Raw genomic sequence first — 19,220 nt, forward strand, 5'->3', positions numbered from 1 at the left:
ACAGCCCAACGCGGAGGCGCTCTACGCGAGTGCCGAAGAAGAGGCTGGCGCTTGCTGATTTGCTGCGCGGTTGTCCGGGACTCCAGGGCCGGCGGCGCCGGCGCGGTCAACGGCACAGGCCGACGGCGCGGCCGGCTCTCCGTGCCTGCCCGCGAGTCCGGTCCTCGAACAGCGCGAGCCTGCGGCCGAGGGCGCGCGCCGGCGCGAGGTCGAGCTCCGCCGGCGCGTGATCCGCGCTCGCCCGAGGCGGGCCGTCGCGCTGCGCGGCCCTGCTCGTCGGCTCCATCTCCGCGCGGGCGGGGGCCTGGAGCAGGAGTCCATGGCCGGCGAGGGAGGCGAGCGTCGCCTGGAGCGTCGCGCGCTGCGCTCCCTGGACCGCGGACGGCGAGCAGAACACCGAGGCTACCTTGCCGGCGAGATCTCCCGACGGCTGCCTCGATCCGTCGAGGAAGCGCCGGATCTCCGCGCACATCGCGCCATAACGCGCGGGCGAGCCGATGGCGATGCCGTCCGCCCAGAAGAGGTCGTCTCGCTGCGCCGGCGGGACGGAGGTGAGGTGTTCCCGCGCGGCGCGGACCCGCTCATTCGCCGTGCTCCACCGGTCCTCGATCGCCGCCAGATCGGCGACGCGCCGGAGCCGCACGGTCGCTCCGGCCTGCTCGGCGCCCTGCGCGACGGCGGCCGCGAGCGCGGCCGTGCCGCCATAGAGGGAATAGAAGATCACGGCCACGTTCATGCCGAGCGCGCATGCATCCCTCATACCGCCGTGACCACGGCCGGGGCGCTTCCATGGCGCTCCGGACGAGCTCGCCGCGCGCACCCTCATGGCATTGTCAGGAACGGCCCGCTGGCAGGCTCCGCCGCCGCGGAGGACGCATGGTGCATAGAATGCGGCGCGATTCAAATTGCGCGCCGCGGCTCCGCGCCTTATGGGTCCCTCGATGGGCCGGAGCGGATCGCGCAGGGGCGCTGGCGTCGATGTCCCGTGCGCTCCCGGAGGGGGGCGCGGCGCGGAGCAGGGCGATCCGGCGCGCCCTCTGGGCCCGATGGGGCGGAGGCTCGCGGAGCAGGGCCCCTCCCGACGGAAGACGATCTTCATCATCGAGGACGACCCAGGCGTCTGCGATGCGCTCGTGACCGTCCTGTGCGACGAGGGATACGAGGTGATGACGGCCCGGGACGGCGCGGACGCGCTGGCCAGGCTCCGCGAGGCGCCCACGCCGGCGCTCATCGTGCTCGATCTGATGATGCCGGGGATGGACGGATACGCGTTCCGCGCAGAGCAGCTGCGCACGCCCGCGATCTCCGACGTCCCCGTGGTCGTGCTGACGGCGGGGGCGGCGCCGCGGGCCACGGAGCTCGGATCGGTCGACATCTTGAAGAAGCCTGTCGATCTCGTCGCGTTGCTCGACGTGGTCGGTCGCAACACCTGAGTCGGCGCCGGGCGCCCGAAACGAACATCGCTGAGAGCGCGGCGCGACGGACGCGTTACAGAGCTCGTTTCCGCTTGCCGGGGCGGCGGTGCGCGCGTCATACGCAGCTCATCGCACGCGGTCGACGGGGGGCGAGATCATGTCGATGGCCCGGCGAAGCATCCTTTGCAGCGTATCCATGTTCAGCCTCGCCGCGCTCCCCGGAGTGTCGGGCGGCGGGGGCGGCGCGCCGGACGGCGGCGAGCCTTTGCCGGCGTCGGGGGACGCCCCCCCGCCGGACAGCGAGCTGTCGAAGGCGGTATTCCAGCACGGCGTGGCGAGCGGGGATCCGCTGCCGGATGCCGTCATCCTCTGGACGCGCGTGACGCCGGTGAAGGCGGGCGCGGTGGCGGTAACATGGCAGATCGCGCTCGACGCCGGCTTCAGCCGGATCGTGGGCGCGGGGGCGGTCCTGACGGACGAGGAGCGCGATCACACGGTCAAGGTCGACGCCGGCGGGCTCGACCCGGGGAAGACCTATTATTACCGGTTCATCGCCCTCGGCGGATCGTCGCCGGTCGGGCGCACGAGGACGGCGCCGCGCGGCGGCGCTGGGCGGCTGCGCTTCGCCGTCGCGTCGTGCTCGAGCTATGCGCACGGGCTGTTCCACGGCTACCGGCACATCGCCGCGCGCCTCGACCTCGACGCGGTGATCCACCTCGGCGATTACATCTACGAATTCGGCACCGGCGAGTACGGGAGCGCGCGGCATTACGAGCCCGCGCACGAGCTCGTGACGCTCGCCGACTACCGCGCGCGTTATGCCCAGTACCGGCGCGACAGGGATCTCCAGGCGGCTCACCAGCAGCACCCGTTCATCACGGTCTGGGACGACCATGAGCTCGCGAACAACACATGGAAGGGCGGCGCGGCGAACCACACGTGGCCTGCCGAGGGGTCGTGGGAGGTGCGCAGGGCGGCCGCGCAGCGCGTCTACGCGGAGTGGATGCCGATCCGCGAGCACCCGCGCGATGCCGGCCGGATCTGGCGGGCGCTGCGCTATGGCGATCTCGTCGACCTCTTCCTGCTCGACACGCGCTCCTGGGCGCGCGACCAGCAGGCCGACCCGGGCGACCGCGCGGCGATCGAGGCGCCGGCGCGGACGATCCTCGGGCGCGATCAGGAGGCGTGGCTGCGCGCGGAGCTCGCGGGCTCGACGGCGGCGTGGAAGGTCATCGGCCAGCAGGTGCTGATGGGCCAGGTCCCGCAGGACCTGAACACGGACGCGTGGGACGGGTATCCGGCGGCGCGCCAGCGCTTCTTCGAGCTCCTCGACGAGGAGCGCGTGCGCGACGTCGTCGTGCTCAGCGGCGACACCCACGCGTCGTGGGCGATCGAGCTCGCGCCGGCGCCGCTCGATCCGGCGCGCTACGACGCCGCGACCGGCCGGGGCGCGCTGGCGGTCGAGATCGCGGTGCCGGGGATCACCTCCCCGTGGCTCACCGAGGAGCAGGCCCGGACGACCGAGCCGCTGTTCCTCACGAACCCGCACGTCAAGTACGTCGACCTGTGGCGCCGCGGGTACGCGGTCCTCGACGTGACGCCGGAGCGCGTGCAGGGCGCGTGGTTCCTGTACGACGCGCCCGAGCGCCCGCAGGTCGACGAGGTCTTCGCCGCGGCGTTCGCCGCGCGCCGCGGCGAGAGCCACCTGCGCCGGGAGGAGGCGGCGGCGCCCGCCATGGACGACCCGCCCGAGCCCGCGCCTCGGCTGAGCTGACCTGGAGCCGACGCGCGGCGGGCCGGCAAAGCCCGCGAAAACACGCGGGTTCTCCGCCGGTTGGTGGTAAGATCCGTCCGCGCGATATGCTGTGCCGGCGTTCTGCTTGTCCTTTCGCGGGCCTCTGGCTCGCCGTCGCCGCGATCGGGTGCGCGGTCGAGCCTCCGTCGCAGCCGGAGGGGTGGGACAGCGCTGTGGCGCTGCGACCGGCGCGCGATCTCGACGCGAGGCCTGGGGTGCTCGAGGTCGATCTGACGGCGCGCGTCGAGGATGTGGAGATCGCGGCCGGCAAGAAGACGCCGACCTGGACCTACAACAGCGGGCTCCCCGGCCCGCTGCTCCGCGCCAGGGTGGGAGATCGCGTGATCGTGCACCTCCGCAACGAGCTGCCGGCGCCAACGACGGTCCACTGGCATGGCGTGCGTTTGCCGGCGGCGATGGATGGCGCGCCCGGGCACAGCCAGCCGGAGACGCCGCCGGGCGGCGACTTCACGTACGACTTCGTGGTGCCTGACGCCGGGCTGTACTGGTATCACCCGCACGTCAATTCCGCGGTGCAGGCGGGCAATGGCCTCTACGGCCCGCTGCTCGTCGAGGATCCGGACGAGCCCGCGGCGCTCGGCGACCAGCTCGTGCTCGTGCTCAGCGACGTCAGCCTGCGCGACGACGGCTCGCTCGAGGACCCGCAAGCGGGCGGCAATCTCGGCACGCTGTTCGGGCGCGAGGGCGACCTCCTGCTCGTCAACGGGCGCGTCAACCCGGTGATCGGGGCGCGCGCCGGGCTCAGGCAGCGGTGGCGCATCGTCAACGCGGCCAAGTCCCGCTATTACCAGCTCCTGATCACGGATCACCGCTTCACCCGCATCGGCGGAGACGGCGGGCTCCTGGAGCACCCGGTCGAGGAGGACAGGATCCTGCTCACCCCCGGAGAGCGCGCCGACGTGCTCGTGACGCCGCGCGGGGCGCCGGGCGCGACGCTCTCGGTGCGCTGGGTGCCCTACGATCGCGGCTATGGCGCGACCTTCGGGAGGCCCGAGGTCGAGGCCTTCCGGCTGCGCCTCGCGGACGAGCCCCTGGCCGAGGACGCCCCGGTCCCCGAGGTCGCGCGGCGCATCGAGGCGCTCGACACGGCGGCGGCGAGGCGCGTCGATCTGCAGCTCACGCGGGAGGAGGGCCCTGGCGACCTCGTGATGGGCATCAACGGCGTGCCCTCGTGGGAGGCGGAGCCGCTCGTGGCGGCGGTGGGCGAGACCGCGGTGTGGACCGTCGAGAACACGATGGAGTTCGATCACCCGTTCCACCTGCACGGCTTCTTTTTTCAGGTGCTCGGCGCCGACGGTCAGCCGGTCAGGCCGCTCGCGTGGAAGGACACGGTGAACGTGCCTGTCGACGGTGCGGCCCGCTTCGCGGTGCGTTACGACAACCGGCCTGGCATGTGGATGTTCCACTGCCACATCCTCGATCACGCCGACGCGGGCATGATGGGGATGCTGCACGTCGTGCCGTGAGAGGCGGCCGCGGGGGAAGGCGGCGAAGCGCGCGAAGCAGGGCGCGGGAGGCTTGCGATGCGCGGGTCGGGTTGATAACAGCGCTGTAGAAAAACAGGGGCTCTGTCGGTATCTCGCACAACACAGCACCTCCGCCGCGGCGGGAGGGGGCTGCGAGGCGCGGACAGGCATGATCCCGAGACGGGGACCCCCTGGATCGGGTAGGATGGGCGCGTGGTGGATCTCGATGCGATCTCGGACCGAACCTACGTGGCTGCGGGGGCGGACTTCGCGTTCGTGATCACCCGCCGGGGGCGGCTCGTCACCAAACGCGTGCCGCGCGACATGCCCAGGGAGGGCCGCAGCCAGATCGTCGACGCGGCGCTGAGCCTCGGGGAGCGGGGCCGGCTCGGGTGCGTGGAGCTGAGGCGCGAGGATCTGGTGCCGTACGGGGGCGCGGCGCCCGTCGACGTGTACTTCGGGGTGGCCGCCGAGGCGATCCTCTGCGTGGTGATGCCCACGTGGGCGGACCGGCGCGATGTGGCGTCCGCGATCGAGCACGGCCTGCGCGAGATCGACGAGGGGACCCCGGCGGCGTCGCGGCAGGTCCGGGCCGCGCCGCGGCGCACCCGGTCGCGCCCGCGCGGGGAGGCGGTGACCTTGCCGGCGCGCCGGCCGGCCGCCGAGGTGCGCGAGGTGCCGCCGCCGATCAGCGGGGCGGCGGCGTCCTTCGGCGAGCCGCAGCCGCCGGGAGCGAAGCGCGCCGCGCCGGCGTCGCCGCCGGGGCGCCAGCGCAGCGCCGTCGCGGGGCTGGTCCTCCTGGCCAACGGAGGGCCGCCGCGGTCGCTGGCGCGCCCGGTGGCGGTGCGCGAGGCGCCGCCGTCGCCCGGGGCGCCAGCGCGGCCATCCGGGTCGTTGCCGGACATCCGCATCGGCGAGGCGACGCTCGGGCGCGAGAGCCTCGATGCGATCGGGCGAGAGCTCGGCGGGGCGTGGCCGTCGGCGCCCGAGATCCGGATGGGCGCGGCGCCGGCGGGGGAGGGAGCCGCGGCGGCGATCGGGGCGGAGATGCCGGAGCCGGCGCGGGCGGGCTCGATGCCGGAGGCGGTGCGTCTCGAGCTGGTGAGCATCAGCCGCGAGAGCCTGATGGAGATCGCGGCCGAGGAGGGGCGCATGGCGGCGGGGCCGAGGCCGTGGGCGCCGCCGGTGCGGCCCGTTCAGATCACGCAGCCGTGGGAGGAGCCGCCCGAGGACGCTGGGCGCATGGCCGAGGCCGAGAGCGGGGCCGGCGAGGCGGTGGCCGCGGAGCTGGAGGGCGAGGCGGGGGAGCCCGAGAGCCAGATTATCGAGGTGGGGCCGGCGGGGCGGGGCGCTCGCGCGGGCTGAGGCGAGAGCGGGGGAGCGTCTCGGTCGGCGGGGAGGCGACGCTGCTCGCTTACGCATGGCCGGGAAACGGGCGCGAGCTACGCAACGTGATCGAGCGGGTGTCGTGCCTGGCCGCCGCAGGGGAGCTCGGGCGCAGGGCGCTCGTGGATATCGCGCCAGAGCTCGTGTCAGGCTTTGCGATCGGAGGAGGTGAGCGCGAGGCTCCTCTCGTTCGCGCGCGCTCGCTCCTCCGGAGGACGTAGCGGCGGAGCCTGAGCCGAAGTGTCGCCTGCCAGGCGACAACCTCCCGGCGCGATGTGACCGCCGCGCGACAACTCGCTCGCCCACGGAGACTGCCAGTCACGCCGAGCACCACGAATCCAGGCTTTCCGCGCTCCCGGAAGCCCGCGGCACGGGCGCTGCAAAACGCAGCTGCGGGCGCGGACGGAGGGCACCGCTCCCGACAAACAACAGTTGCCCTCCGGAGAACTCCTCACATGAGCACCACCTTCAAGAGCTTCCTCCTCGCCGCCATGGCCGCCGTCTCCGTCGGTGCTGTCGCCGCGCCCGCCACCGCCAGGACGACGACGGCCAGCGCCGGGACCACCGTCGCGCCTTCCGATCGCGCGTGCTTCTCGGAGTATTGGGGCAACATCTACAACAACGGCTCTACCGGCTGCGCTGGCCCGCGTGCCTGGCTCGTCCCCGCCGTCGTGGATCACGCCGGCTGGACCAACTTCTCGGTGGGCGGCATTGCCTTCAACCTCAGCAGCGACGTGAGCTGCCGCGCCATCGGCACGAGCTGGGACGGCTACGTCTGGGATCTCTATGCGGCGAAGTCGCTCACCTCCGTCAACGTGTTCCAGCAGATCAACGTGACGAGCTACCACACCGCCAACGGGTCGTCGTACCTGGCGTGCGACATCACCCCCAACGGCCGCATCACCACAGTGACGTACTGAGCACGACGGCCGGCCCCGGGGAGCGAGCCTCCCCGGGCCCGTCCCGCAGCGAGCGACACTTGCTCTGGAGACAGCCATGAAGAACGGTCATGTCATCGTCACATTCGTCGTGCTCGTCGGGGCCGCCGCCGGGTTCAACGTGATGAGCGAACGGCGGCACGAGAAGCAGCTCGCGGGCCTCCGCACCGAGATGCAATCGCTGTCCGGATCGATGGAGGCGGCGCAGGACCGCCCGCAGAACAAGGCCGTTCTGACCGCGGCCGCGCCGGTGCTCGCGCGGCAGACGGCTCCGCTCGCTCCGGACCCGGGGCAGGATGACGAGGACGAGGCGTCGCCCCGGGGCGATGCGCAGGACGAGCCGGCCCGCCCCACGCTCGAGCCCGCGGAGATGAAGAGCGAGCTCGACACGGTGTTCGCGTCCGAGCGCCCCGACCCCGCCTGGACCGCGGAGGCGAGCCGCACGGTCAGCTCCCGCGTCGCCGCGGTGCTGCCCGAGTCATCGGCGCTGCGCAACGTCGATTGCCACGGCAGCATGTGCCGTATCGAGACGAGCCACACCGACTTCGAGAGCTACCGGCGCTTCGTCCAGGGGGCCTTCATGACCCCCGGCTCCCGGATCTGGAACGCCGGCTTCTTCGCCTCGCCGCCGATGCCCGACGAGAGGGGCGAGCTGACCGCCACTGTCTACCTCGCGCGCGAAGGCGAGCCCTTGCCGGTGAGCATGGTGCAATGAGCAGCCGTGCGCGCGGGAGGATTGCCCCTATGGAGGAGCTCGCCCGCGAACAGCAGCGGCGTAACCTTCAGTGACTGTCACGGCGACGCGACGTCCTCATGCGTAGCTCCGCCACCCCTCCTGCGCACCTTTGCCATCATGGGATCTGACGCGCCCTGGCACGCGCCATGCACTTGCTTCGGGCCGAGGCGCGACAAGGCCTATGCGAGTGCGCGAGATCGTTCCTGAAGTCGCCCTGATCGCCACGCTCACGAGGCCGCCCTCGCGCTCCGGCGAGGAGCTCACGGCGCTGCCGGCGAGGGTGCGCTTCGTGGAAGTGCGCGCGGATCAGGTGGGCAGCGTCGATCCGGGCGTCCTCCGCCGCCATTTCAATGGAAAGCTCGTTTACAGCCTGCGGAGCCGCCGCGAGGGGGGCTCGTTCGACGGCGAGCTCGCGGCCCGCCATGAGCGGCTGATCGCAGCGGCGGAGCGGTACGATCGCGTCGATCTCGAGGCCGAGCGGGATCTGGTGCCCCGCGTCCTCGAGCGCATCCCGCCGGAGCGGCGCGTGATCTCGTGGCACGGGACCGCGGCAGACCTCTGGGACTATCGCGATCGGCTCGGCGTGCTGGATCGCGCGGCGGCGTGGCTCTATCGGATGGTGCCGACCGTGACGCACACGGCCGAGGCGCTCGCAGCGCTGGAGTTCCTCGTGGAGCTCGGACGGCGGGACGTGACGGCGTTCGCCGCAGGTCGGGCGGGCACGTGGACGAGCCTCCTCGCCCCCCGCCTGGGCGCGCCGGTCGCGTTCGGTGCGGTCGAGCTCCGCGAGCCGGATGCGGGGGAGATCAGCGCGGCGCAGCTCGTCGCCGACTACGGGCTGCCATCGCTCAAGCCGGTGCGCGAGCTGTTCGGCATCGTCGGCTCGGTCGTCTCGCGCTCGCTGTCCCCGAGGCTCCACAACGCGGCGTACCGCGTGGCCAGCGTGCCGGCGTTGTACCTGCCCTTCTCGGCGGAGCGCTTCGAAGACCTCTGGTCCGACAGGGTGCGGGCAGGTCTGGCCGCGCTGGGGATGCCTTTGAAGGGGCTCACGGTCATCTCTCCGCACAAGGAGGCGGCGCTCGCTGCCGCGGCCGTGGCGAGCCCCGTCGCTCGGCGCGCGGGGGCGGCGAACCTCCTCGTCCAGCGCGGTCGATCGTGGCTCGCGACGACGACCGATGCCGAGGGGGTCCTCTCGCCGCTGCGCGCGCGGCGGGTCGACGTGGCGAGGCGCAGGGTGGCCGTGGTCGGCTGTGGTGGCGCGGGGCGCGCCGCGGCGGCGGCCTTCGATGGAGCCGGCGCGGAGGTGACGCTCGTGAACCGGGGCCTCGAGCGTGGCCGCTTCGCGGCGTCCCTCCTGGGTCTGCCGTTCGCGCCGCTCGCTGACTTCGCTGTGGGCGACTACGCCATCGTTGTCAATGCGACGCCCTGCGCGGGCCACGACGGCGAGTTCCCCTTCGATGTTCGAGGGCTGGCCAGGGGGGCGATCGTCGTGGATCTGGTGGTCGGAGCCGCGCCGACGCCGCTCGTGCGTGCCGCAGAGGCGCTGCGTCATACGGTGATCGATGGTCGAGAGGTGCTCCTCGTCGAGGCACGCCGCCAGTTCCGCCTGATGACCGGGCGGCACATGGCGGCGGAGGCGGCGCGCAAGCTCCTCGACGGCCATGGCAACGAGCGTGCTGACGAGGCAGCGGAGCGGCGGCAGGCGATCGCATGAGGGGAGGAGAGGAGATCGAGTTGTCGATGTTCAAGCTCCCCCCGGAAAGGCAGGCGCTCGTCGATCGCGTCCGCGCCCTCGCCAGCGAGCGCTTCGCTCCACGCGCGGGGCGCTATGATCGCGCGGCGGCCTTCCCGGTGGAGGATTTCGAGGATCTGTCCCGCGAGGGCCTGCTCGCGGCGGCGGTGCCGGCGGGGTACGGCGGGCTCGGGCTCGGGCCGCGCGGCGGCGACGCGCTCACCCTGTGGATGATGACCAAGGAGCTCGCGAAGGCCGATCTGTCGCTCGCGCGCTGCTGGGAGGGCCACGCGAACTCGATGGTGCTGCTCGACGCGATGGCGGACCTCGCCCAGAAGGAGCGGTGGTTCGATGGCGTCGTGCGCCGAGGCGAGAAATGGGTCGCGTGGAGCGGTGAGCCGCAATCTCCGGCCCCTGGAGAGAAGGCGCGGTTCGGCACCCACGTCGAGCGCGCCGCGGGCGGATGGATCGTCGACGGCTCCAAGGTCTTCTCCACGAGCGCGGGCGGGGTCGAGTGGGCGATCCTGCTCGTGAACAGCGCTGGTCCCGGCGGCGCGAGGCACGCGCAGGGCTCGCCGGAGGCGCTGCTCCTGCTCGCGTGCGAGCTCAGCGATCGCTCGGTCACGTTCGACGGCTCATGGTGGGATCCTGTCGGCATGCGGGCGACCGTGAGCCACCTCGTGAAGTTCGATCGTACGTTCATCCCGGAGGAGAACCTGATCGGGGCGCCGGGGCAGTATCTCCGCGAGGGGTGGCAGACGGCGTTCACGCCCCATTACGCGTCGAGCTTCCTCGGCGCGGCGGAGGCAGCCTATGACTATGCGATCGAGTGCATCGCGTCGCAAGGCAAAGGGGGCGATCCCTATGTGCAGCAGCGGGTCGCGCGCATGGCGGTGAACCTCGATACCGCGCAGCTCTGGCTACGCCACGTCGCCTCGCTCTGGGACGAGGCGCGCCACGCCGAGGCGCAGCTCGCGGGGATCCGCGCGCGGCACGTCATCGAGCACCTCGCGGCGGAGACGGTGGACCACGCCATCCGCGCCTGCGGCGCTCGCTCGCTGATCCGCCCGAGCCCCGTGGAGCGCATCCTCCGCGATCTCACGTTCTACCTGCGGCACGACAACGACGATCAGCTCCTTTCGACGATCGGAAAATCGGTGCTGGGGCAGGTGTTCGACCCCTCGTTCTACAAGCCATGAGCGCCGCGCTGCCATGCTCGCTCCGGCGAGGTGGCAGCCTCGTCCTCGCTGCCGCTCTCCAAGAGATCCATCACGCCGTCAGGGACCTGTATCGAGAGGGCGCCCTGTGCTCGCACCGATGGACGTCCTCCTGAGGCGCTCTCGCCTCGAACGTCGGGGCGGTCGGTCCTCCTGGAGCGAGGAGCCTCAGGAGGATTTTTCTTTTGAATGATCCTGTGTACTCTCTCACCTCAAAACCTGCCTTCGCACCTCGAAAACGATGACCTGATCCCCTGCAAGCGGATCAGAACGGGTGATAACGTCTCTGATGTGGGGACGTGTAATGCAATTCACAAAATTCCCGTTTCAGGGGCACATTGTTGGCGAGGGGAATTCAGCATGAAGTGAATTTTCTCATGGAGAGGTACAGCGCATGAACCAACAAGCTCGAACCGTTTTCTCGGTATTGCTCGTGGCAGCTTCGATGGGCGCGGCCGGGCCGGCCTCTGCCGGCGTGTCTGTCTCGGGGAGTGTGACGCCCGCTGTCGCTGACCCGGGCGACCCGTGGGATCTCGGGTCGAACGCGCTGGTGGTCGGCAGCGCGCTCAACGCTGAGGAGCCGATGGGAGAGGTGATTGTCAGCCACCAGGGGACGTTGATCAGCGCCGGCGCCTCGGTGGCGGCGGCCGCCTACTCCAGCGGCAGGGTCCAGGTCATCGGATACGGCTCGCGGTGGATCAACCATGGGCCGCTCGCGCTCGGGCTCCGCACCGGGGCGTCCGGCTCGCTCCTCGTGAAACGGGGCGCCCAGGTGACCACCGACGACCTCGTGCTCGGCGTGCGCGGCTATTCGGCCTTCGGATACGTGCTCGTCGAGGGGTACGACGCCTCCCTGACGAGCCAGACGAACGCGTACATCGGCCGCTCGGAGGAGCTCAGCGTCCTCGAGATCAAGCAGGGAGGGAGCTTCTTCTCGAACAACGTATTCATCGCGACGTGCCAGATCTGCCAGGGCGACGTGAACGTCACGGGCTCCGCGACGAGGTGGGTCAACGCGGGCGAGTTCGTCGTGGGCGCGAACGGCGGCGCGAGGCTGCGCGTCGAGCAGGGGGCCCAGATATTCACCGCGAACGCGCAGATCGAGACCCGTCCCGGCGGGCCCTACAACTTCGCGAGCTCGGCGATCGTGAGGGGCTGGGACGCCACCTGGACCAACGAGGGGCTGCTGCGCGTCGGGGCCGCCGGCTATGGCGAGCTCACGGTCGGCGCTTATGGAACCCTCGTGACGGAAGAGACGGAGATCCGCTCCACGTACGGCCACGGGTTCGTCTGGGTGAACGAGCCCTACGCATCATGGCGCAACAGCGGCGATGCCCTCTGTGCCAACGTCGGTTGAGACAGGCTCCCCCTAGAAATCTGTGGTGAGAGGGCGGAGAATGGACCTGACTCGTGCCGAAGCCTTCCCATCTCCGATCCGTCGATCCTACCCCCGCCCCAGCGGCGCAGGGCGCTGCTCCCCGCCCGAGTGGCGTCGCCGTCGAGACCATGCCGAAGGCGGGCAAGAGGCGGAAGTTCTCGGCGGCGGAGAAGCTGCGCATCGTGCGCGAGGCGGCCGCGTGCACCCAGCGCGGGGACATCGAGGCGCTCCTGCGCCGTGAGGGCATCTACAGCTCCCTCCTGACGGCGTGGCGCAAGCAACTCGCCCTCCACGGCAGCGAGGCCCTCTCGGGGCGCAAGCCCGGCCGCAAGCCGAAGCAGGACGCGAAGGACCGGCGCATCGCCGAGCTCGAGAAGCGCTCGGCGCGGCTCGAGGAGAAGCTCGCGCTCGCTGAGAAGCTCATCGATCTTCAAAAAAAAGTCTCTTCCATTCTGGGCATCAACCTCACGAACGACGAAGAGCGCTGATGGACATCATCGAAGAGCTCGATGACCCGCACGTCTCCATCGCCCAGGCGTGTGCGGCACTCGGCGTCAGCCGCGCCACGCTCTACCGGCAGACCCAGCCCGCGAAGCTGCCCGCGCTGACCGGGCCCGCTCCGAGCCCACGCCGGCTCAGCGACCCCGAGCGGCAAGCCGTGCTCGACGTGCTGCACAGCGACGAGTTCGTCGACCAGCCCCCGCCGGAGGTCTACGCGACGCTGCTGTCGCGCGGCGTCTACCTCGCCTCCATCCGCACGATGTACCGCCTGCTCGCGGCGTCCCGCGAGAGCGGCGAGCGACGCGCGCAGCGTGGGCCGATGAAGCATGTCAAGCCGACCCTCACCGCCACGGCCCCCAACCAGATCTGGACGTGGGATATAACCAAGCTGCGCGGGCCGCTGCCCGGGGTCTTCTACTGCCTGTACGTCGTCCTCGACCTGTTCAGTCGCATGACCGTCGGCTGGCTGCTCGCTGAGCGCGAGAGCGCGGAGCTCGCCGAGCACCTCTTCGCAGAGACTGTCGCCCGCCACGGCGTCGAGCCCGGCTCGCTCACCGTGCACGCCGACCGCGGCTCCGCGATGAGGTCGGAGGGGCTCGCTCAGCTCCTCGGCTCGCTCGGCGTCGTTCGTAGCTTCAGCCGGCCTCACGTCAGCGATGACAACGCCTTCTCCGAGTCGCAGTTCAAGACGCTTAAATACCAGCCCGACTATCCGGACCGCTTTGCCTCGCTGGCTCATGCACGAGCGTGGTGCCAGGAGTTCTTCAGCTGGTATAACGACCTTCATCAGCATTCTGGCCTTGCGCTCTTCACACCTGCTGATGTATTCTACGGCCGCGTCGATGATATCGCGGCTCGGCGCCAGGTCGCCCTCGACACGGCCTACGCCGCGCATCCTGAACGCTTCCCGAACGGCCCGCCCGTCGTGCGCAGGCCGCCCGCTTCGGTAGCCATCAACCCGCTGTCCATCGACGACGACGCCTGCGCGGCCGCGGCGCCGCCGCACACGGGCACGACCAGCGACGCGCCCACCGCCGTGCCGCGGCCGCCCCGATCTCGACCGGTTGGGGCCCAGAGCCGGAACGCGCCCCTCGTCGCGATCCCCTCATAGGATTCTCGTCCGGCCTGTCTCAAACCCGTTGGCATTCTCCGATGTGACGATCTACGCGACCTTCTCGATTTCCCCGTCGCTCCTCGTCGACGGGCGAGGCAAGGTCAGCATCGGCGGCCTCCTCCGGATCACGCCCTTGTTCGAAGGCGGAACGCCTGGCCCGGAGCCCATCGTGCGCCTCACGCGCGGGGAGCTCGCCGCGGGCGCGATCGAGATCCAGGCGCGCGACTTCGACTTCGCCGGCGGCCGCCTGAGCACTGGCAGCTTCGTCGGCGATCTCGCCAATACGCAGGCCGGCGCGCTCTCCGTGGGAGAGGTCTACGCCTCGACGGACGTGGTCGGCGATTACAGCCAGGGCCCGAGCGCCACGCTGAGCGCCACCGTCGCGGGCCCGGGCGCCGCGCCGCTCCTGGTCGTGGACGGGGACGTGAGCCTCGATGGTGTGCTGGAGGTGGTCCCGGCGGACGACACGGCGCCGTTCCAGGCCGGGGACACCGTCGCCCTGCTCGGCTGGAGCGGAGAGCTCACAGGGACCTTCGCTGACGTGCACATCGCCCTGCCGCTCGCCCCCGGGCTCGCCTGGGATACCTCCGCGCTGTACACGACCGGAGAGATCACCGTCGTGCCTTCCGCCTGAGCGGAGGCGCGGTACGACGGGAGCTCAGTGGAAGCACACCTCGAGCGAGGGGCGGTCGCCGAGGATGTCGTGCTCGCTCGAACGGTAGCTGGTGAGCGCCGTCAGGTCCTCCTCCAGGAGGAAACCGTGGTTCGGGTGCACGCCGTCGACCCACGCCTGGACGAGCTCGGTCAGGTCGACGGTCGCGACGCCGGACGACGCCCCGAGGAACGTCGCCTCGACGGCCGGCTCGAAGCTGTCGGCGAAGCTGCTCCAGGTCACCGTGGACTCCGCCCAGGAGGCGTTGATGCGGTGCACCCGGATCTCCCCCGTGCCGGAGCTGTAGAGCGTGGTGCTGAACGTGGCCGACTCGACGGTGGCCCCGTACGGGATGGAGTCGAGCTCGAAACGGTACAGCGCGTTCTTCTCCGCGCCGCTGCTCAGGCCCGTGTGGAGATAGGGAGAGCTGCCCTCGTTGTAGCTCGGGTACAGCGCCCAGATCGCCGTGTCCGCCACCTGGCCGAAGGTGCCCCGCTGGATCATCACGCAGATGACGTCGCAGGCGTCGCCCACGCCGTCACCGTCGCTGTCGGCCTGGTCGGGGTTGTGGTTGAACGGGCAGTTGTCCGCTCCGTCGCAGCGCCCATCGCTGTCGCCGTCTACCCCGCCCGATCCTGCGCAGGCGTCGCAGGCGTTGCCCACGCCATCACCGTCGCTGTCGGCCTGGTCGGGGTTGTGGTTGAACGGGCAGTTGTCCGCTCCGTCGCAGCGCCCATCGCTGTCGCCGTCTACCCCGCCCGATCCTGCGCAGGCGTCGCAGGCGTTGCCCACGCCGTCACCGTCGCTGTCTTCCTGGCCGGAGTTCGGCGTGGCCGCGCAGTTGTCGCAGGCGTCGCCCACGCCGTCGCCGTCGGCGTCGCTCTGGTCCGGGTTGGCGGTCGCTGTGCAGTTGTCCTCTCCTCCGCAGAGCCCATCGCCGTCGCTGTCGTACTTCCCTGGGCCTGCGCAGTGGTCGCAGGCGTCGCCCACGCCGTCGCCATCGGCGTCGCTCTGGTTCGGGTTGAAGCCGTAGCAGTTGTCCTCCCCGTCGCAGACCCCGTCAAAGTCGACGTCGTCGAACCCGGAGCCTCTGCAGCCGTCGCAGGCGTCGCCGAACCCGTCGCCGTCGTTGTCGGCTTGGTCGGGGTTGGTGCGGTCCGCGCAGTTGTCCGCCGAGTCGCAGACCCCGTCGCTGTCGAAGTCGAGGTCCCCGGACGCGTAGCAGGCGTCGCACGCGTCGCCGCGGCCGTTCAGGTCGTAGTCTTCCTGGCCGGGGTTCGGCGTGTCCGCGCAGTTGTCGCAGCGGTCGCCCACGCCATCGCCGTCTGCGTCGCTCTGGTCCGGGTTGGCGTAGAAGTAGCAGTTGTCCGGCCCGTTGCAGATCGTATCCGAGTCGAAGTCGTCCGACCCCGGGCCTGCGCAGCGATCGCACGCATCACCGAACCCGTCGCCGTCGGCGTCGCTTTGGTCCGGGTTGGCGGTCGCGTCGCAGTTGTCCTCCCCTTCGCAGAGCCCATCGCCGTCGCTGTCGTCCGATCCCGGGCCCACGCAGCGATCGCACGCATCACCGAACCCGTCGCCGTCGGCGTCGCTCTGGTCCGGGTTGGCGGTGGCGGAGCAGTTGTCGCACCCCGAGCCCGCACCCGCCATGAGGCCGTCGCCATCCCCGTCCGCGCTCCCCACGGGGAACGGGTTGACCTCATAGGCTTCGCAGATATCCCGGTCGGCGCAGTTGTGGGTGATCATGTTGGCGTCGAAAAGACACGCTGACGCCGCTCCCTCGTCCGACGTGACGTCGATGCGCATGTAGCCCCACAAAACGAACTCATCACCGACCGTTGCGACCTGGAAGTCGTTACAGCTCGCGGGGTTGTAGAGCTCGAGCAACGCCGGATCGGTGATGCTCACCCGGAGCGGCGGGGAGTTGCACTCGCAGTCGTTCGAGCTTGGCACGGTGTCGAGCAGCGTGCCGTTCATGTACAGCGCGAAGCTGTTGTTCGCGCCGCAATCGGCGTGGCCGATGGTGTACGTGATCGCGGTGGTGGCCGCGCGCGCCGCATCGGGCAGCAGCGCGAAGCCGAACAACATGCCAAGCGTACGGAATAGCAAAAAGCCAATTTTGCCGTGACGGCGCATCGTTCCTCCTCGGTTTCGGGGCGCTCGCACCGGAGCGCACGGGGCGAGGAGCACATCCGATCTGCCCGGAGACCCGCCGGGCCGCGCTGCGCCCGTCGAGCTGCACGGTCCAGAGCTCGTCGCCTCCCGCCACAGATGCGACAGCGCTTGCCAAAATTCACCGTCCGGTGAGGATCGCCGCGGCGGGGTCGCTGGAGGCTCGAACGCCGCCGTCATGACGATGACCGCCTCGACTCCTCCCCGCGCGCGTCGTCGGGCCTCGCTCCGCTTTCGGGCCTGCGCTGGTACGCCCCCGGGGTGCCGCCGGTCACGCGCCGGAACGCGCGCGTGAACGAAATGGCCGAGTCGTAGCCGACGCGATGGGCAACCTCGGCGATGGGGACGCCCTCCCGCAGGAGCCCGCGCGCGCGGTCCATCCGGATCCGCCTCAGATACTCGAGCGGCGTCTGGCCCACCGTGCTCCGGAACCTCTCCGCGAAAGCGGAGCGAGACATCCGCGCGCTGCGCGCGAGATCGTCGATCGTCCAGCCGCGCGCGAGGTCCTCGTGCATGTCGCTGAGCGGCCGCGCGAGCTGCGCGTCCGCGATCGCCGCGAGGACACTCCTCCTCGGCCCCTCGTTGGACGATCGGTTTATTTTTTTGATGTTTCAGGCATAGAAAGTCTACCTGCCGGGACGTACGGTGCAACGACGAACGGGCGGCGAACACGGGCCGCCATCCCGCCGGAGGACGGCGAGCAGCGCTCGCTCGCCGCCGACGACCGAAGAGAGCCCGGAGAGAAAGACGATCATGCGGATGATTTCCACGCGGCGAATCGCGTCCATCGCGGCCTCACTCCTGCTGCTCGGAGGCGCTCTGACCCTCCCCGCCGCGTGCGCCGCCCCGGCCCCGCCGCGCAGCAGCGCTCCGGTGAGCCCGGCGGCTCCGGAGCAGCCCGCCGCGACGCCTGCGGCACCGGCACCGGCGCCGTCTCCGGCGGCGAGCGCGCCGATTCCGTCCGGCGGCGAGAGGCGTCAGGCGGGCTTTTATCACACGCGCGTGGGCGACATCGACGTGACCGTGCTTTCCGACGGCACGTTCGGCCTGGATATCTCGAAAGACCTCGTCCTCAATGCCAAGCCGGGTGAGGTCGACAAGCTCCTCGCGCAATCCTTCCAGAGGTCGCCGATCGACGTGTCCTTCAACACCTTCCTGATCCACAGGAACGGCAGGACGATCCTCGTCGACACCGGGTGCGCAGAGCTCATGGGCCCCACGACCGGGAAGCTCCCTGCGTCGCTCTCTGCTGTGGGCGTGAGCGCCGAGAGCGTCACCGACGTCTTCCTCACGCACGCTCACCCGGATCACGCCGGCGGGCTCGTGATCGGCGGGAAGAGGGCCTTCCCGAACGCCACCGTCCACGTGAACCAGAAGGAACTCGACTACTGGATGGACAAGGCGGCCGCCGCGAAGGCCTCGGGGATGCAAGCCCAGTTCTACGCCGCGGCGCAAGCCACGTTGCAGCCGTACCTCGACGCCGGGCAAGTGAAGCCGTTCACCGGAGCGGCCGAGTTCTTTCCGGGGTTCCGCGCGGAGCCGGCGTACGGCCACACGCCCGGCCACACGCTGTACGCTCTCGAGAGCGGCGGCCAGAGGCTCGTTCTGTGGGGCGACCTCGTTCACATCATGGCCGTTCAGTTCGACGATCCCTCGGTGGCGGTGGCCTTCGACGTGAACGCGCCGACGGCCGTGGAGACGCGCAAGAAGGCGCTCGCCGACGCGGCCGACAAGGGCTACCTCGTCGCGCACACCCACGCCCCGTTTCCCGGGCTGGGCCACGTCCGGAGAGACGGAGCGTCCTACCGCTGGGTGCCCGCCCCCTACGTCGACGACGCGAAGAGGAAGTAGCGCGACGCCGCGAGAACGCACGGACGGGCTCACCCTTCGCGCCCCCGGGGTCGACCTCGGCGGGAGACAAGATCCTCAGGTATCCCACGCGAGATCCATCATTTGACCGGCAGCAGCGCGGGCACGCCACGGTCTTTCACGAGCACGACAAGGAACTTCGCGGGCTTCGTGGTGCTCGCGTTCCGGCCGACGGTGTGGATGTCGTTGGGCCCCTCGTAGAAGGTCTGGCCAGGGGTGAGAGTCACCTCCTTGCCGCCTTTCACGCCCATCACGATCGAGCCCTCGAGGACGTAGATGAAGGCGTGGGCGTCGTGACGGTGCACCGGATCGGCGCCGCCGGGGGGGTAGACGACGGTGAGCATCAGCACCTCCTTGCCGGGGATGTTGGCGAGCTCCTTCGTCAGGAGCGGCGTGACGATCGGCTCGTGCACCGCGACCGCGGGGCGGGTGAGCAGGCCCACCGCGACGGTCGCCACGATGACGGCGCTCTTCACGAACCTCGAAGTGCGAGAGGTGACGCGGAGATTCTGGAGCATGGGATCCTCGTGGTCGATCAGGTAGACTCATCGATGAGTCGGTTCAGGGACTCGAGCACGTGCGTCCGTGTCGAGTCGTCGAAGGGCGCGGCGAACGTGGGGTCGGCGAGGAACCGATGCCGCGTGAAGATCGGCCTGAAGGCCTTGTGCACGTCGGAGTTGAGGAACGCTGCCCAGCGCATCACCTCAGCGCGAGCACGCGGCGTGCCGTCGCCGAGGAGCCGGGGAACGTCTCGGCGAGATATCCGAGATCGCGATATTCTCGCGCAGCACGAACGTGCGGTCGACGAGCAGGGGAACGGCGCCGCCC

General features: G+C 70.6%; 18 protein-coding genes. 13 read left to right on the plus strand and 5 right to left on the minus strand.

The features are described 5' to 3' along the window. Positions 1 to 106: 106 nt before the first annotated feature. Positions 107 to 760 (minus strand): NAD(P)H-dependent oxidoreductase, encoded by a 654-nt coding sequence (locus WMF19_RS06700; protein ID WP_437898297.1) that lies wholly within the window; start codon positions 758 to 760, stop codon positions 107 to 109. A gap of 181 nt (positions 761 to 941) precedes the next feature. Here WMF19_RS06700 and WMF19_RS06705 point away from each other — a divergent pair, with 181 nt between their 5' ends. The 12 genes from WMF19_RS06705 (at position 942) to WMF19_RS06760 (ending at position 14,333) form a co-directional block, all read left to right on the plus strand. After that, positions 942 to 1,433, plus strand: a complete 492-nt coding sequence (locus WMF19_RS06705) for a response regulator (RefSeq protein ID WP_437898298.1) — start codon at positions 942 to 944, stop codon at positions 1,431 to 1,433. A gap of 178 nt (positions 1,434 to 1,611) precedes the next feature. Further along, entirely contained in the window at positions 1,612 to 3,189 is a 1,578-nt protein-coding gene (locus WMF19_RS06710; protein ID WP_437898299.1) for an alkaline phosphatase D family protein, read from the plus strand. An 86-nt stretch (positions 3,190 to 3,275) separates the two neighbouring features. Next, complete coding sequence (locus WMF19_RS06715; RefSeq protein ID WP_437898300.1) at positions 3,276 to 4,697, plus strand: multicopper oxidase family protein; 1,422 nt, start codon at positions 3,276 to 3,278, stop codon at positions 4,695 to 4,697. Between the two features lie 213 nt (positions 4,698 to 4,910). Next, positions 4,911 to 6,062: a hypothetical protein gene (locus WMF19_RS06720; protein ID WP_437898301.1), complete on the plus strand. Its 1,152-nt coding sequence runs from the start codon at positions 4,911 to 4,913 to the stop codon at positions 6,060 to 6,062. A 476-nt stretch (positions 6,063 to 6,538) separates the two neighbouring features. Next, positions 6,539 to 7,003 (plus strand): hypothetical protein, encoded by a 465-nt coding sequence (locus WMF19_RS06725; protein WP_272100862.1) that lies wholly within the window; start codon positions 6,539 to 6,541, stop codon positions 7,001 to 7,003. A gap of 76 nt (positions 7,004 to 7,079) precedes the next feature. Then, positions 7,080 to 7,736 carry a hypothetical protein gene (locus WMF19_RS06730; protein WP_437898302.1) on the plus strand — a complete coding sequence of 219 codons (657 nt, stop codon included), beginning with the start codon at positions 7,080 to 7,082 and terminating at the stop codon, positions 7,734 to 7,736. 208 nt (positions 7,737 to 7,944) lie between these two features. Then, positions 7,945 to 9,471 (plus strand): type I 3-dehydroquinate dehydratase, encoded by a 1,527-nt coding sequence (locus tag WMF19_RS06735; protein WP_437898303.1) that lies wholly within the window; start codon positions 7,945 to 7,947, stop codon positions 9,469 to 9,471. Between the two features lie 26 nt (positions 9,472 to 9,497). Then, entirely contained in the window at positions 9,498 to 10,688 is a 1,191-nt protein-coding gene (locus tag WMF19_RS06740) for an acyl-CoA dehydrogenase family protein (protein ID WP_437898304.1), read from the plus strand. Positions 10,689 to 11,100: 412 nt separating this feature from the next. After that, the gene (locus WMF19_RS06745) at positions 11,101 to 12,063 is read left to right on the plus strand and encodes a hypothetical protein (protein WP_437898305.1); all 963 of its coding nucleotides are present in this window, start codon (positions 11,101 to 11,103) and stop codon (positions 12,061 to 12,063) included. 149 nt (positions 12,064 to 12,212) lie between these two features. After that, positions 12,213 to 12,572, plus strand: a complete 360-nt coding sequence (locus WMF19_RS06750) for a transposase (RefSeq protein WP_437894792.1) — start codon at positions 12,213 to 12,215, stop codon at positions 12,570 to 12,572. Continuing rightward, on the plus strand, positions 12,572 to 13,696 hold the full coding sequence (locus WMF19_RS06755; RefSeq protein WP_437894791.1) for an IS3 family transposase: 1,125 nt from the start codon (positions 12,572 to 12,574) through the stop codon (positions 13,694 to 13,696). Before WMF19_RS06750 ends, WMF19_RS06755 begins: the two co-directional genes overlap by 1 nt. Positions 13,697 to 13,724: 28 nt before the next feature. Further along, entirely contained in the window at positions 13,725 to 14,333 is a 609-nt protein-coding gene (locus WMF19_RS06760) for a hypothetical protein (RefSeq protein WP_437898306.1), read from the plus strand. Between the two features lie 24 nt (positions 14,334 to 14,357). On the opposite strand, the gene WMF19_RS06765 is transcribed toward WMF19_RS06760, so the two are convergent. After that, complete coding sequence (locus WMF19_RS06765; protein ID WP_437898307.1) at positions 14,358 to 16,439, minus strand: thrombospondin type 3 repeat-containing protein; 2,082 nt, start codon at positions 16,437 to 16,439, stop codon at positions 14,358 to 14,360. A 260-nt stretch (positions 16,440 to 16,699) separates the two neighbouring features. Beyond that, a complete protein-coding gene (locus WMF19_RS06770) occupies positions 16,700 to 17,038 on the minus strand; it encodes a helix-turn-helix transcriptional regulator (protein WP_437898308.1) in 339 nt (112 codons plus the stop codon). A 487-nt stretch (positions 17,039 to 17,525) separates the two neighbouring features. Between WMF19_RS06770 and WMF19_RS06775 the strand changes: the two genes are divergently transcribed. Continuing rightward, on the plus strand, positions 17,526 to 18,374 hold the full coding sequence (locus tag WMF19_RS06775; RefSeq protein ID WP_437898309.1) for an MBL fold metallo-hydrolase: 849 nt from the start codon (positions 17,526 to 17,528) through the stop codon (positions 18,372 to 18,374). Positions 18,375 to 18,472: 98 nt separating this feature from the next. On the opposite strand, the gene WMF19_RS06780 is transcribed toward WMF19_RS06775, so the two are convergent. Beyond that, complete coding sequence (locus tag WMF19_RS06780; RefSeq protein WP_437898310.1) at positions 18,473 to 18,910, minus strand: cupin domain-containing protein; 438 nt, start codon at positions 18,908 to 18,910, stop codon at positions 18,473 to 18,475. A 17-nt stretch (positions 18,911 to 18,927) separates the two neighbouring features. Beyond that, entirely contained in the window at positions 18,928 to 19,092 is a 165-nt protein-coding gene (locus WMF19_RS06785) for a hypothetical protein (protein WP_437898311.1), read from the minus strand. Positions 19,093 to 19,220: the final 128 nt, after the last annotated feature.

It is taken from the genome of Sorangium sp. So ce124 (genome assembly GCF_051525235.1).
GTDB classification, from domain to species: Bacteria; Myxococcota_A; Polyangia; order Polyangiales; family Polyangiaceae; genus Sorangium; species Sorangium atrum.

Bases quoted from the DNA above. Each gene is read 5' to 3' on its own strand.
- WMF19_RS06700 (WP_437898297.1), bottom strand. From the start codon at position 760: ATGAGGGATGCATGCGCGCTCGGCATGAACGTGGCCGTGATCTTCTAT.
- WMF19_RS06740 (WP_437898304.1), top strand. From the start codon at position 9,498: ATGTTCAAGCTCCCCCCGGAAAGGCAGGCGCTCGTCGATCGCGTCCGC.
- WMF19_RS06770 (WP_437898308.1), bottom strand. From the start codon at position 17,038: ATGCACGAGGACCTCGCGCGCGGCTGGACGATCGACGATCTCGCGCGC.
- WMF19_RS06725 (WP_272100862.1), top strand. From the start codon at position 6,539: ATGAGCACCACCTTCAAGAGCTTCCTCCTCGCCGCCATGGCCGCCGTC.
- WMF19_RS06765 (WP_437898307.1), bottom strand. From the start codon at position 16,439: ATGTTGTTCGGCTTCGCGCTGCTGCCCGATGCGGCGCGCGCGGCCACC.
- WMF19_RS06705 (WP_437898298.1), top strand. From the start codon at position 942: ATGGGCCGGAGCGGATCGCGCAGGGGCGCTGGCGTCGATGTCCCGTGC.
- WMF19_RS06715 (WP_437898300.1), top strand. From the start codon at position 3,276: ATGCTGTGCCGGCGTTCTGCTTGTCCTTTCGCGGGCCTCTGGCTCGCC.
- WMF19_RS06710 (WP_437898299.1), top strand. From the start codon at position 1,612: ATGTTCAGCCTCGCCGCGCTCCCCGGAGTGTCGGGCGGCGGGGGCGGC.
- WMF19_RS06780 (WP_437898310.1), bottom strand. From the start codon at position 18,910: ATGCTCCAGAATCTCCGCGTCACCTCTCGCACTTCGAGGTTCGTGAAG.
- WMF19_RS06745 (WP_437898305.1), top strand. From the start codon at position 11,101: ATGAACCAACAAGCTCGAACCGTTTTCTCGGTATTGCTCGTGGCAGCT.
- WMF19_RS06755 (WP_437894791.1), top strand. From the start codon at position 12,572: ATGGACATCATCGAAGAGCTCGATGACCCGCACGTCTCCATCGCCCAG.
- WMF19_RS06750 (WP_437894792.1), top strand. From the start codon at position 12,213: ATGCCGAAGGCGGGCAAGAGGCGGAAGTTCTCGGCGGCGGAGAAGCTG.
- WMF19_RS06730 (WP_437898302.1), top strand. From the start codon at position 7,080: ATGAAGAACGGTCATGTCATCGTCACATTCGTCGTGCTCGTCGGGGCC.
- WMF19_RS06785 (WP_437898311.1), bottom strand. From the start codon at position 19,092: ATGCGCTGGGCAGCGTTCCTCAACTCCGACGTGCACAAGGCCTTCAGG.